This window comes from Arthrobacter sp. W4I7 (genome assembly GCF_030816215.1).
GTDB classification, from domain to species: domain Bacteria; phylum Actinomycetota; class Actinomycetes; order Actinomycetales; family Micrococcaceae; genus Arthrobacter; species Arthrobacter siccitolerans_A.
Genome location: NZ_JAUSXU010000001.1, coordinates 4,332,934 through 4,345,806, shown reverse-complemented (window position 1 = coordinate 4,345,806; position 12,873 = coordinate 4,332,934). Strand labels below are relative to the sequence as shown.

Here is a 12,873-nt window from a genome sequence, read left to right as displayed (position 1 = left end):
GAGGGGAAGTACATGGCACGACCGATTACCTTGTTCACTGGCCAGTGGGCCGACCTGCCGTTTGAGGAGGTGGCCCGCCTCGCCGGCGAGTGGGGCTACGACGGGCTGGAAATCGCGTGCTGGGGTGACCACCTGGACCCCTGGCGCTGGGACGACGACGCCTATGTCCAGGGAAAGCTCGACATCCTGGAACGGCACGGCCTTAAGGTGTGGACCATTTCCAACCACCTTAAGGGCCAGGCCGTGTGCGATGACCCCATCGACGAACGGCACCGCGGCATCCTGCCCGACGTGGTGTGGGGCGACGGCGATCCCGAGGGGGTGCGCCGCCGCGCCGCCGAGGAAATGAAGAACACCGCCCGGCTCGCTGCCAAGCTCGGCGTGAAGACGGTGACGGGGTTTACGGGCTCGTCCATCTGGAAGTACGTGGCAATGTTCCCGCCCGCCTCCGAGAAGATGGTGGACGCCGGCTACCAGGACTTCGCCGACCGGTGGAACCCCATTCTCGACGTCTTTGACGAGGTGGGCGTCCGGTTTGCCCACGAGGTGCATCCCTCCGAGATCGCCTACGACTACTGGACCACCCAGCGCGCGCTGGAGGCGATTGGACACCGCGAAGCCTTTGGGTTGAATTGGGATCCGAGCCACATGGTGTGGCAGGACATCGACCCCGTGGGGTTCCTGTGGGACTTCCAGGACCGCATCTACCACGTGCACTGCAAGGACACGAAGAAGCGGCTGGCCAACGGGCGCAACGGCCGGCTCTCATCCCACCTGCCCTGGGCTGACCCGCGGCGCGGCTGGGACTTCATCTCCACCGGCCACGGCGATGTCCCCTGGGAAGATGCGTTCCGGATGCTGAATTCCATCAACTACCGCGGCCCCCTGTCCGTGGAGTGGGAGGACGCCGGTATGGACAGGCTGGACGGCGCCCCCGAGGCACTGGCGTTCGTGCGCCGGCTCTCCAGCTACGAGCCTTCCGCGGCGGCTTTCGACGCCGCTTTCAGCACCAAGTAATTCCACACAAGAAGGCCGGCCCCGCGGGGCCGGCCTTCTTGTGTTTCTTCAGCCGGTGATTGAGCCTGTCGAAATCAGGGGTTGCCAGGACAAAACAGGTGTAAATCCCGGGTAATGAGCGTTCCGGCCATTGCGTGCGGATCCACACCGGGGACGCTCCATCACCTCCTGCAGCAAATCAGGCAACCCTCCATCACCTTCAAGATCTCAGGCCTTGCCGTCACGCTGCCGCTGCAGCACGGCCGTCGGACTTCAACAGGAACTGATGGAGTGATGCGCCAAAAGCCGCAGGAGCTGATGGAGGCTTGCAAGGGAAGCTGCAAAACCTGATGGCGCCTTCGGGTGCAGGGCCCGCAAGGATTCCAAAGCTACGGCTCCGCAAGCACCCCTGTCACCCTCGGCTTGGAAGGCTTATCGAAATCGCGGGGGTGGGACAGGCTCAACCACCAACAGGGGTTTCGGCGGGCTCAATCAACGCTGCCTCCGCCATGGCCAGGTGCCTTCGCGTCATCTCCGTGGGGTCGTCCTGGAGCCACTCGTGGCCGCCCCACTCGCTGGTGAGCGTGCCGCTGAAGCCGTTCCGGCCCAGGAGGCCGCCCAGGTCACGCAGCGGCTCCGTGACCCGCCCGCCGTCGTCGTCCAGGTCCCAGAACTTCAGGTGGAAGGCCCCCACCATGGGGAGGATGCCCTGCAGGTCCGCCGCATCGCTGCGGCCAAAGCGGATGAGCAGGTTCATATAGAGGGTGCGGATCGGCGGGGGCACGTTTCCTGAGCGGAGCAGGGCGGTGACGGCGTCGATGGTGGCGGGATCGCGCCAGTCATTTTCGAGCCGCCTCATGAAGTCCTGGGGCATGCCGCCCTGGCGAAGTTTCTCCAGGTAGGTGACGGGAAGGGCGGGCATCAGCATGCTGATGTCCACGAGCACCCGCACCTGGTCATCTCCGAGCGCGTCTATCGCTTCGAGGGCAGGTTCGACGGCGGGGCTGCCGGGGGCCTGCTGCCCCTGGATTTCCTCAAACAGCACCAGGTCGAGCTCATGCAGCAGCGGCTGGACCAGCGTGAGCAATTCGGTGCCGGCCTGGCCGATCGGGAGCCGGATCCCATGCGCTCCTACCCGGTGCGCGGCATGGATCTGGGGTACCAGGAAATCCAGGCGCTGCTGCAGGGGGCGGCGTTCCGTCGGCGTGAAGTCGTCCAGGCTGGCACCCACGATACTGACAGATCCGCCCTTCGCTGCCAGGGCATCCCGCAGCTCATCGACTTCGGCGTCGTGGGGAGCGGGAAAAGACCGCCACACCAGCCCAGGTTCGAGTTCAACGGTCTTCACCGTCGAGTCCGCGATACCGGTGACGATGTCATGGGCTGACTGGCGTGCGGTGATGATGTCCGGGGTCCAGTTGAAGGAGCTGGCGCAGAGGGTCCAGCTGCCAGGAATTTCGGGAGCCATAGGCGTCTTCCCCTTTATGCTTGTTAATGACAAACTTATGTCAGTTTCAGGATAAAGGATGGAAGCCATGTTGGAAACCGCTTTGCGCGAAGATGCGCTGACTGCCACTCCGGGAGGCTTTGAGCTCCGGCTGGGCCTGCCGTGGATCCGCTCCATGCCACTCTCCAGCATTGCCGGCCTGGGAGTGGAGGTGGACGGCGTTCCGGTGGCGCCGCGGGAGCTGGCGGTGGTGCTGGGACCACGGCATGTGCGGCTTGATGCGCTGGAGGCGGAGTCCGGCTGGTGGTTCGTGCAGGACAGGCTTGTCCTGGCGGGCCGATGGGCGCTGTCCCGCGGCAAGCACGCCGTCGCCGTCGACTTCCAGCTGATGGTGCCGTACCTGCAGGCGCGGCCCGGCTCGCCCCTGGTCCTGCCGTTCCATCTGGAGGCCCGGCTGGAACTGGACGGAAAGCCGGTACCCAGTGTCTCCCGCGACGTCGCCTGACCGGGCGCGCCCGGAGCTGTGGAATCTTAGGCGGGAACTGCGACGCGTTCCGGCGTCGGCCGGCCATCCGCGAACCAGCGGGGGAAAGTGGCATCAAAAAGCTGCTCGCGGGCCAGTTCGGCTCCACCACGCAGCGGCTCCCGCTCATCATTCACCGAGAGGGTGATGGTGAGGTCGCGGGTGGCAAGGGGAAGCGATAATTCGTAGACCCGCTGCCGCACCTCCGCCAGGAAAACTTCACCGGCCGAACCCATGGCCCCGCCGATGACAATCACTCCGGGGTTGAACATGTTCACGAGGGCTGAAATGGTTTCACCTGCTACGCGGGCCGACTTTTGCACCAGGGAGATGGCCAGGGAGTCGCCGGCCTGGGCTGCGAGGGTGATCTCCTCAAGCGATAGGTGACCCTTCCTGGCCGCCGCGGCAAGGGAGGTGTTGGCGCCGTCCTTGATGGCCTCTTCTGCGTCCCGGACCAGCGCCCAGCCGCCGGCAACCGCTTCCAGGCAGCCAGTCTTGCCGCAACGGCATTGGACGTCGGAGTCGGAGACGCGGACGTGGCCGATGTCGCCAGCCGCGCCGTTGGCTCCGCGGTGGATCCTGCCCTTCGACAGCAGGCCGGCTCCGATGCCCGAGCCGATTTTGCAGTAGATGAGGTCCGCGAGCGAGTCGCGCCGGCGGGCGCGTTCGCCAAGGGCCAGCAGGTTGGAATCGTTGTCCACCCACACCGGCGCGTTGAAGCGCTCCTCAAACGGCGTCCGCACATCGAAGCCGTTCCACCCTGGCATGATTGGCGGCGCCACCGGTTGTCCCGTGGTGAAGTCGACCGGGCCGGGAAGCCCCACCACGACGCCCCACGCGGGCACTTTGGGATGTTTCTTGAGCACGTCGTCGACGAGGGCCATCACGGCGTCGATAGTCTTCCCGGGCCCCTGGCCAATGTCCCAGGTGCGGTGCGCATGATCCACGATGTCGCCGTCGAGCGCGGCTATGCCCACACGGATATGGGCCGCTCCAAGGGCGCAGATGATGATACGCCCCTGTTCAGCGCGGAAACGGAGCGTCCGTGGCGCGCGGCCGCCGGAGGATGCCCCGAATTCTCCCTCGCCGAGGAAACCGATCGAGATCGCCTGGTCCACGCGCTGGCTGACGACACCCCTGCCCAGTCCGGTGACCTTGCCGATTTCGGGGCGGGTGGTTGCCTCGCCGGTTCGCACCAGGTTGACGATCCGCAGCAGGCTCGTCACTTCATCCGTCTGTGCTCCAAAGCGGAGGGTCGAGTCTGTCGTCATGGCAACAATTCTCACATACGGGAACCAACTAAGGCGCGGTTTTGGGCGACTATAGCTAAAACCTTCCTGACTTATGAATAATAAGGACATAAGAAAGGGCGGCGACGATGCCTTTGGGTGTAGGAATTATTGGGGCCGGGCCCGGGGTGGCGGCCCTTCACGTGCCAGTGCTGGGGCGGGTTCCGGACCTGTTCAACGTGGTTCACATTGCTGATGCGGGAAGCGGGCGGGCGCGGGGCCTGGCCGAAAGGTGCGGTGCCCGCTGGTCGGAGGGGGAAGCGGGTTTGCTCGCGGACCCGGCCGTGGAGGTGGTGGCCATCTGCAGCCCGCCCGCTGAGCACGGGGGGCAGATCCTGGCGGCGCTCACCGCGGGCAAGCGTGCCATCTTCTGTGAGAAGCCGCTGGCTGCCAGCAGGCAGGAAGCGGAGGACGTCGTCTCGGCCTGCCGGGCGGCCGGAGCCGTTCTTCTAGTGGGCACGAACCACCTGTTTGATGCCGCCTGGGGGCGGGCAAAGCACCATCTTGTTGCCCTCGAGGGCAAGGTGCAGGCCGTTTCCGTGACCCTGGCGCTTCCGCCGAATGACCGATACCACCGGCTGGTGGCCGAGGGCGGTCCCTTCCAGGCTGCCCGGCGGGGACGTCCTGACCTCAAGGATCCTGCTGTGGCAGCGGGCGTCCTGAGGCAGTTGCTGACCGGTCTTGCGATTCATGATCTTCCCGCTGTGAGGGACATCGCGCCGGGGATCGATGAAGTTGTTTATGCACGGATCGTTTCGCCAATCGGCTACCTGGTGGGGTATCGGGCCGGCGGAGTCCTTATCCAGCTGGCACTCACCATGCTCCCGGAGGGGCCGGATGCCCTGTGGCGGATGAGTATCGCCACCTCCCATGACCGCATCGAGGTGAACTTCCCGCCTGCCTTTGTCCATGCCGGAAGCGCTGCCACCCGGGTGCGAAGCGTCGACGGACAGTGGACCGAGTACCCGCGCGATGAAGAAGGCGGCTACGTGTCCGAGTGGCGCCTGCTTGCTTCGCTCCTTGAGGGGGAGGCCCCTGTCGAGTATGACGAACTGCTTGCTGACGCCCATTACGCAACCGACCTGGCCGATGCTGTCGCAGCGAAAGTCCTTGCAGGGGTGCCGCAATGAGTCGGGATCGCACGGTTCCTGTCTTCACGGAACTGCCGGCTTATTCAGCCGCTGTTGCCGAGCTTCCCCTGAGCACGGCAATCACGGACGACAGGCGGGGTGCTGTGGTTGTGGTAGCCGGATCCGGCGATTGGCGGATCGCCATCCAGGATGCCATGGCCGCCGGAGCCGCGGCAGTGGTGCTTGCCGATCCTGCAGTGCTTCGGCGGGAAGCTGTTGAAGCGGTTCCGTGGCCCGGGGACATTCCGGTGATTGTCGATCGTCCCCGCCTGCGTCCGGATGTTGTTGCTGACGCTCAGCGGGCACGGCGCGGCAGCCCGCCACGCCTGATCACTGTCGAATGTGCTGCCCCCGCAGCAGCCCTGGACGGCGTCATTCTCGATGGCTTTGGCTGGGCGAGGTCCCTGGCAGGAGAGCCACTCGCACTGCACGCATCCATTGCCACCGTACAGGGCAGGATCGCGCTCCTGGAGTCGAGGGACTCCGGCGACGGTTCGGTCCCGGCCACTGTGATGGCAACTCCCGTGGGGGGCGTTCACCCGGGAGGACTGCTCCAGGTGCTGGCCCTTGGCGAGGTGCGGACTGAAGTCACCCTGGACCAGCCGGCCCGGTTGGCGCGGGTGGAGACCTTCAGGGACGAGGGGGCGTTACGCGCTCCCGAACGCTTTGAATCATCAGCGAGGCTGGCACTCCGCCGGGCTATCGACGCCTGCTTGTCGGATGGACCGACAGCTGACCTGGAGGAGCTGCTGCAGGACATGGCCCTGGCCCGGTCTCTGCTCGGCGCGCAGGCAGGCGGTTATTCCCATGTCTAATCGGAGCATTCTTATGTTGTTTTTAGACCAAAGTAAGGTAATATGGGTACCGGCGCCGGGGTTCCCTGCGGACCCGTTCTCCGTCGTGATGGTGCGTCGGGGGCACAACACGTCGCGTCGACGGCCCGATCGTTCGGGTAGATCACTATGCCACTTTCTCCTTTGAGACTCCGTTTCCTTGTTATCTCCCTGCTCTCGGTCTCCTTCCTCGGGGCCCTGGACCACACCGTGGTGTCCACTTCCCTGGCCACCATTGCCGGTGAACTGGGCGCACTGCAGCTGATGAGCTGGGTTGTGGTGGGTTACACGCTCGCCAGTACCGTGCTGCTGCCGGTGCTCGGCAAACTGGGCGATGTGCTGGGCGCGCGCCGCATCTTCCTCAGCTCTCTCGTGATGTTCCTCGCCGCCTCCTTGGCCTGCGGCTTCGCTACGGACATGTCCTGGCTTATTACCGCCCGGGTCCTGCAGGGGATGAGCTCCGCGGGGCTGCAGCTGATGTCCCAGACGATTATTTCCCGCGTCACCACCCAGCGTGAACGGCCCAGCTACATGGCCATCATTGGAGCAGCTTTCCCCATCGCCATCCTGGTGGGCCCGGTCCTCGGCGGCGCCATCACCGATTACTGGGGCTGGCAGTGGGTCTTTTGGATCAACATCCCGGTGGGTGCAGCGGCCCTGGGCCTCGCGCTTGTCGCCGTTCCGCACCTGGAGCCGGGCCCGATGCCCCGCCGCTTCGACGTTGCCGGGGCCGCTGTCTTCACCACAGCCCTGGTGGCGCTGGTACTTGCCGTCACATGGGCCGCCGAACGCAGCGCAGGTCTTGCCACCGCAGCCGCGCTCACGGTGAGCATCGCCGGTTTCGTTGCCTTCTTTTTTATCGAGCGGCGTGCCGCCGAGCCGATCGTTCCGCTCCGCTTCTTTACCAACAGGACCATTGCGGCGGGCACGGCACTTTCGGCGATTATCGGCGTCGGACTCTTCTCCATCACCGCCTACCTGCCCACCTACTTCCAGATGGCGTACCAGACCAGCGCCACGGTGTCCGGGCTGGTGCCGATCGCCACCGTGTTCGGCATGCTGATCAGCAACCTGCTCACCGGCTGGCTGGCCAGCCGGACAGGGCAGTACCGGATTTTCCCGATCGCGGGAACCATGATGGGGGCCGCCGGGCTTCTGGTGATGGCGGTGCTGCCGGCCGGTCTTCCGCTGTGGGTTCCCATGATCGTGATGGCTGTGGTGGGAATGGGCACCGGGGCATTTATGAGCCTGATTGTCGCCGTGGTCCAGGGAGCTGTGCCGGCCAGCCAGACCGGCACCATCACTGCCACCATCAACCTGGTGCGGCAGGTGGGGTCAACGGTGGCGACGGCGGTCATCGGGGGAGTGATCGGCTTCGGGGTCGCGGCTCTTCTGCCGGCAGGCCTTGACGCTTCCACGCTGACGCCGCAATTGGTCCACGGGGCGGCGCCGGACATCCAGGCCAGCATCGCGCAGATCTACAGCTCAGTGTTCACGCCCATCTTCGTCGCCCTGGCGGCCACCTACGCCGTGGGAATTGTCGCAGCGGTCCTGCTTCCGCACGGCCGCCTCTCCGACGAACATGTTCCCGCTCCCAACACCACTTCCGAATCCCTCTCGGCCTGATCTCAAAGGAGACATCATGTCCAACCCCACTATCGCCATCGTCGGCAGCGGACCCATTGGTTCCACGTACGCGCGGGTGCTCCTGGAGCAGGTCCCGAATGCGCGGGTGGTGATGTTCGAAGCCGGACCGCAGCTAACCGATGTTCCCGGCGAGAGCGTCCGGAACATCCTCGATCCCGCGGAGAAGGCGCGCGCCCGGGAAATGTCCCAGGGTCCGCAGGCCGGCGCCTTCCGAGAGTCACTCGGCATCCCGGCAGCCACCGTCACCGAGGGCATGTTCACCGCCCGCCAAGGCACCCACCTCCTGGACTTCGGCGGCGCAGGCTCCGCCCACGCCTCCTCCTTCCCGGCCGCGGCTGCGGCCACCAACGTGGGAGGCCAGGGTGCGCACTGGACCTGCGCGACGCCGTCGCCCGCCTTCAGCGAGAAGATCCCCTTCATCGCGGATGATGAATGGGATGCGCTGATTGAGGACGCCAAGCGGTTGCTGCACGTCCACAGTGCCGCGTTCGCCGACTCGAAAGTGGGGGAAGCCATTCGCACCCTCCTCGACGAAGAGTTCGGCGCGGAACTGCCGGATGGCTACGGGGTGGGCACCCTTCCGGTGGCCGGGGACCCGCAGCCGGACGGGTCCGTGCGCTGGGCTGGTGCCGACGTCGTCCTCGGCCCCCTGACCGACAAGGACAGCCCGCTCTCGCAGCAGTTCGAACTGCGTGACCTCACCCTGGTCCGCCGGGTGGAGCTCGACGGAAACCGCGTCAGCGGGGTCACGGTGCAGGACCTGCGCACAGGAGAGACCTCCTTTGTGGCAGCTGACATCGTTGTGGTGGCCGCCGATGCCTTCCGCTCCCCGCAACTCCTTTGGGCCTCGGGCATCCGGCCGGCCGCGCTTGGCCACTACCTGACCGAACATCCCGTGGTGATCTCCACAGTGGCACTCGACGCCGAAAAGATGCAGCGGTACGCCAGTGAAGAGGACCTCAAAGCCGAGCTGGCGCGGCGCGCACTGAACCCCGCGGACCCTGTGGCGGCGGTGAACCGCATTCCGTTCTCGGAGCCGGAGCACCCCTTCTCCGTCCAGGTGATGTACACCGAGACCACGCCGTTCCCCATGGAGCCGGGCACTCCCTACTCCGAAAACCGCTGGGGCTACGTCAACATGGGCTACGGGATGCGCAAACACCCGCGCTACGAGGACGCCGTCACCTTTGACGACAACGAGGCGGACTACCGCGGCTTCCCGAACATGACCATCGACTACGCGCTCACCGAGCGGGAGGAAACGGAGATAGCCCAGGCTACGGAACGGCTGCGCCGTGCCGGCAAGGCCCTGGGTGTCTTCGTCGCCGAGCCCCGGCTCATGCCGAACGGCTCCAGCCTGCACTACCAGGGCACCATGCGCCTTGGCGCTGCCGACGACGGCACCTCCGTAGCCGATCCGTGGTCCCGCGTGTGGGGCTACGAGAACCTGGTAGTGGGCGGTAACGCACTGATTCCGACGGCGACGGCGATGAACCCCACGCTGATGAGTGTTGCCCTCGCGGTGCGCGGGGCCCGGAAGGCTGCCGGGGAGCTGGGGTCAAAGGGCGCCTGACCTGGGCGGGTTGTAGAAGGTGGCCGGTGGCAGGGCAGGACCGGGGGCATGGATAACCTGTGGGTATGAAGAACCTGGACCTGAACCTGCTGCCCCACCTGCAGGTCCTGCTGGAACTGCGGAACATCTCCCGGGCGGCGGAGCATCTCCAGCTCAGCCAGCCGGCCACCAGCGCGGCGATGGCGCGGCTCCGGCGCCATTTCGACGACGAACTCCTGGTCCGGAACGGCCGCACCTATGACCTCACGCCCTTTGCGCAGTCCCTGGTCCCGCTGGTAGATGAAGCGATGCTGCACATCCAGCGGGCCACGCGCATTAGGTCCGGATTCGACCCGGCCACCAGCGAGCGGGAGTTCATCATCGCCGCGTCGGACTACGTTGCGGCGCTGATCGTGGGCCCGCTGCGCGGAATCCTGCGGGAAGAAGCACCGGGTGTGTCCGTGGACTTCGTGCCCACCGCCGGCTCCGGGATCCAGGGCCAGATGGCGGATTACTCCAAGATCGACCTGCTGGTGGGCCCCACGGGATATCAGATGCAGGGAGCCAGCAAGCAGCTCTTCCGCGACAGCTTCGTGGCCGTGGCCGACGCCGGGAACCCCCTGCTCCAGCAGCCCCGCCTGACCCTCGAAGACCTGACCGCCGTGCCCCACGCCGTCGGCTATTTCGGCGAGGGCATCAGCACCCCGGCGGACAAGCTGTTCGAGTCCCGGGGCATCCAGCGCCGGGTGGCGGCCGTGGTGGCCGGCTTCCTGTCCCTGCCGCTCCTGGTCGAAGGTACCGACCTTGTGGCACTCGTCCCGCGGATGCTGGCCGGCAGGGCACAGCGCGGCGCGGACATCGTGGTGCTGGAGTTCTCCGGCGGGATCGAGGCATCCCTGGTGGAGGCCATGTACTGGCACCCGTCCCAGGCGGAAGACCCGGCAAGCGTGTGGCTGCGGTCAGTGGTCCAGCGCTCCTGCTCCCGGCTCCACGAGCTCTTCCCCGTCAACGCCCATCCGGTGGCTATCCATGCGGCGGATACCCCGTAGGCCCACGGCTGGTACCGGCTGCCGGAGGGGGTATCCTGCCTAATTCTTCCCGGTGACGGGGCGGTTGCTCAGTCGTAGACTCGGTGCTGAAACGAGCCGTGCATCGACTCAAAAAACCCCAGGAGGACTGTTATGACCAATGTAACCACCAGCCCTGAGGCGGCGGCCGCCGCGCAGACCCTGTTTCGGGTGGCTCTGGGAGGAGTGCTCGTCGCCCACGGATCCCAAAAACTCTTCGGCTGGTTCGGCGGGGGCGGCGTCGAAGGCACCAGCCAGGGCATGCACGCCATGGGGTTCCGCCCCGCTAAAACAAGCGCGGTCCTTGCGGGCGTAGGTGAAGCAGGAGCCGGCCTGGCCTTGGCCCTGGGGCTCGCCACCCCTGCCGCCGGCGCCGCTGCCGCAACCACCATGGGCGTCGCAGCCAGCGTCCACGCCCCGAACGGCTTCTTCGCCCAAGAGGGCGGCCTCGAATACCCGGCCGTGCTCGGCCTGGCAGCCGCCGCGTTCACGATCGGGGGCTCCGGCCTCTACTCGCTGGATGCGCTCACCGGCCATGTCCTGGACCGGCCCTGGATGCGGATCACCGCTTTGGCCGCGATCCCCACCGCCATCGCAATCCAGGTTTCCCGCCGGCGCAAGGCCCTGGCCGCAGACGCTGCGGCGCCGGCCGCCGGGACTGCTGCGGAAGACGGCTGAGCCCGTCCCCGCAACTATCCGCGCGGCGGATACCACCTAGACCCAAGACGCCGTTCCCCTTCCGGCCCGTCCCTGCGAAAGTCGAGGAAACACGCTCTCGGAAGGATCTCCCATGCCCGCTTCCAGCCCGCGACTGGCCGGCAAAACGGCCGTTATCACCGGAACGGCCAGCGGCCAGGGCAGGGCGGCGGCGCTCGCCTTCGCTTCGGAAGGGGCCTTCGTGGTGGGCTGCGACATGGACGACGACGGCGCCGCGGCCACGGTTGCGGCGGTCACCGACGCCGGGGGCCGGATGAACAGCAGCCGGGTCGATCTCACGGACGAGGCAGCCGTGGCGGCCTGGGCTGCGGATGTGGCCGCGGAGCATGGCCAGGTCCACATCCTGTACGCCAACGCCGCAGTCACCCGCTTCGCCCCGTTGGGGGAGCTCACCTTCGATGACTGGAAATGGAACATTGAACACGAGATGGACGTGGTGTTCCTGCCGGTCAGGTATTTCTGGCCCCAACTGATCCAGGCTGCCAACAGTGCGATTGTCCTGGTGGGCTCCACAGCGGGGGTCACCGGCTCTATGACCAACGGCCGGCTGGCCCACACCGCCACGAAGGGGGCCGTGGTGGCGATGACCAAACAGCTCGCGGCCGAAGGGGCTCCCCATGGGCTGCGCGTTAACGCCGTCAGTCCCGGGATGATCCGTACCGCGGCAACTGAGGGCAACCTCCTTGCGCCGGACCACCCTATGCGGACCATCGCCGGCAGCATCCCGCTGGGCCGCATCGGCGCGCCCGAAGAAGTGGCAAAGTGCGCCCTGTTCCTCGCCTCCGACGAGGCCTCGTACGTCACCGGCGCCAATTTGATGGTCGACGGCGGCTGGTCCGCGGTGCTCCCGGGCTGATCCCCGTCGCTCCCCCAACTAGGTAGCGCTAAGTGTCGTTTTGAAGCTCCAAAACGACACTTAGCGCTACTCAGTTGGGATGTATCGGGCGGTTAGCGCAGGGCGTCGGAGACTGACTTGGCGCCGCCGTGGGATGTCTGACCGCCGTCGACCGGAATTTCCGCGCCGGTCACGAAAGAGGACACCGGACTGAGGAGGAAGAGTACGACGGCGGCCACCTCCTCCGCACTTCCGGTGCGGCCCAGCGGAGTTTCGGCCAGGGTGGCGTGCCGGAATTCCGGCTTGGCGCCCGCCGTCATGGGTGTTTTCGATGAAGCCCGGGTGGATCGTGTTGACCCTTATCCCGCGCGGTCCAAGCTCCATGGCAGCCACTTGGGACAGCCCCCGCAGCGCCCACTTGCTGGCCGTATATGCCACGGGATAATGCGCGGTCAGGCCGGCAACAGAGCCGACATTAACAATCGAGGCCCCGCTGACCATCAACGGCGCGAGTGCCTGGATCCCCAGCAGGCTTCCGGCCACGTTGACCTCATAGACCTTCTGCAGGTCCGCCACCGAGGCATCGAGCAGCCGGCTTCGCTGGGTGATGCCGGCATTGTTGACCAACCCGTCCACCTGCCATCCCTCGGATTGAATCCATTGAGCGAGTTCGGACCAGCCGGAGGCATCGCTCACGTCCAGTTGCCGGTACAACAAGGACCCGGCAGAAGACGACGGCAAACCCGCCAACCCCGCAGGCATATCCGCCGCAAGGTCGGTGGCAATGACACTCGCCCCGGCCTCCACCAGCAGGCGCGCCTCGGCAGCGCCCTGGCC

Annotated in this window: 12 protein-coding genes and 1 pseudogene; 9 read left to right on the top strand and 4 right to left on the bottom strand. The window is 66.3% G+C overall.

Annotation, left to right across the window (positions count from 1 at the left end):
* Positions 1-12 precede the first annotated feature (12 nt).
* Complete coding sequence (locus QF047_RS19750) at positions 13-1,017, top strand: sugar phosphate isomerase/epimerase (protein WP_307280590.1); 1,005 nt, start codon at positions 13-15, stop codon at positions 1,015-1,017.
* A gap of 439 nt (positions 1,018-1,456) precedes the next feature.
* Here the strand turns inward: QF047_RS19750 and QF047_RS19745 are convergent, their stop codons facing one another.
* Positions 1,457-2,464 carry a restriction endonuclease subunit R gene (locus QF047_RS19745; RefSeq protein ID WP_307280587.1) on the bottom strand — a complete coding sequence of 336 codons (1,008 nt, stop codon included), beginning with the start codon at positions 2,462-2,464 and terminating at the stop codon, positions 1,457-1,459.
* 67 nt (positions 2,465-2,531) lie between these two features.
* On the opposite strand from QF047_RS19745, the gene QF047_RS19740 reads away from it, so the two are divergent.
* Positions 2,532-2,948 carry a DUF6379 domain-containing protein gene (locus QF047_RS19740; protein WP_307280585.1) on the top strand — a complete coding sequence of 139 codons (417 nt, stop codon included), beginning with the start codon at positions 2,532-2,534 and terminating at the stop codon, positions 2,946-2,948.
* Between the two features lie 26 nt (positions 2,949-2,974).
* Here the strand turns inward: QF047_RS19740 and QF047_RS19735 are convergent, their stop codons facing one another.
* Complete coding sequence (locus QF047_RS19735) at positions 2,975-4,237, bottom strand: ROK family protein (RefSeq protein ID WP_306637462.1); 1,263 nt, start codon at positions 4,235-4,237, stop codon at positions 2,975-2,977.
* Between the two features lie 107 nt (positions 4,238-4,344).
* Here QF047_RS19735 and QF047_RS19730 point away from each other — a divergent pair, with 107 nt between their 5' ends.
* The 7 genes from QF047_RS19730 to QF047_RS19700 all read left to right on the top strand — a co-directional run bounded on the left by QF047_RS19730 (position 4,345) and on the right by QF047_RS19700 (position 12,057).
* Positions 4,345-5,385 carry a Gfo/Idh/MocA family protein gene (locus QF047_RS19730; RefSeq protein WP_307280580.1) on the top strand — a complete coding sequence of 347 codons (1,041 nt, stop codon included), beginning with the start codon at positions 4,345-4,347 and terminating at the stop codon, positions 5,383-5,385.
* Positions 5,382-6,200 (top strand): hypothetical protein, encoded by an 819-nt coding sequence (locus QF047_RS19725; RefSeq protein ID WP_307280577.1) that lies wholly within the window; start codon positions 5,382-5,384, stop codon positions 6,198-6,200. Before QF047_RS19730 ends, QF047_RS19725 begins: the two co-directional genes overlap by 4 nt.
* A gap of 162 nt (positions 6,201-6,362) precedes the next feature.
* On the top strand, positions 6,363-7,844 hold the full coding sequence (locus QF047_RS19720; protein ID WP_307280575.1) for an MFS transporter: 1,482 nt from the start codon (positions 6,363-6,365) through the stop codon (positions 7,842-7,844).
* A gap of 16 nt (positions 7,845-7,860) precedes the next feature.
* Positions 7,861-9,438: a GMC oxidoreductase gene (locus tag QF047_RS19715; protein WP_307280572.1), complete on the top strand. Its 1,578-nt coding sequence runs from the start codon at positions 7,861-7,863 to the stop codon at positions 9,436-9,438.
* Between the two features lie 65 nt (positions 9,439-9,503).
* Entirely contained in the window at positions 9,504-10,466 is a 963-nt protein-coding gene (locus tag QF047_RS19710) for a LysR family transcriptional regulator (protein ID WP_307280569.1), read from the top strand.
* 132 nt (positions 10,467-10,598) lie between these two features.
* On the top strand, positions 10,599-11,162 hold the full coding sequence (locus QF047_RS19705; protein WP_307280567.1) for a DoxX family protein: 564 nt from the start codon (positions 10,599-10,601) through the stop codon (positions 11,160-11,162).
* 112 nt (positions 11,163-11,274) lie between these two features.
* Positions 11,275-12,057, top strand: a complete 783-nt coding sequence (locus QF047_RS19700; RefSeq protein ID WP_307280564.1) for an SDR family NAD(P)-dependent oxidoreductase — start codon at positions 11,275-11,277, stop codon at positions 12,055-12,057.
* A 92-nt stretch (positions 12,058-12,149) separates the two neighbouring features.
* Here the strand turns inward: QF047_RS19700 and QF047_RS19695 are convergent, their stop codons facing one another.
* Both QF047_RS19695 and QF047_RS19690 read right to left on the bottom strand, forming a co-directional pair.
* The gene (locus QF047_RS19695) at positions 12,150-12,356 is read right to left on the bottom strand and encodes an SDR family oxidoreductase (RefSeq protein WP_307282092.1); all 207 of its coding nucleotides are present in this window, start codon (positions 12,354-12,356) and stop codon (positions 12,150-12,152) included.
* A gap of 61 nt (positions 12,357-12,417) precedes the next feature.
* A pseudogene (locus tag QF047_RS19690) lies at positions 12,418-12,843 on the bottom strand (SDR family oxidoreductase); the annotation flags it as partial.
* Between the last annotated feature and the right edge of the window lie 30 nt (positions 12,844-12,873).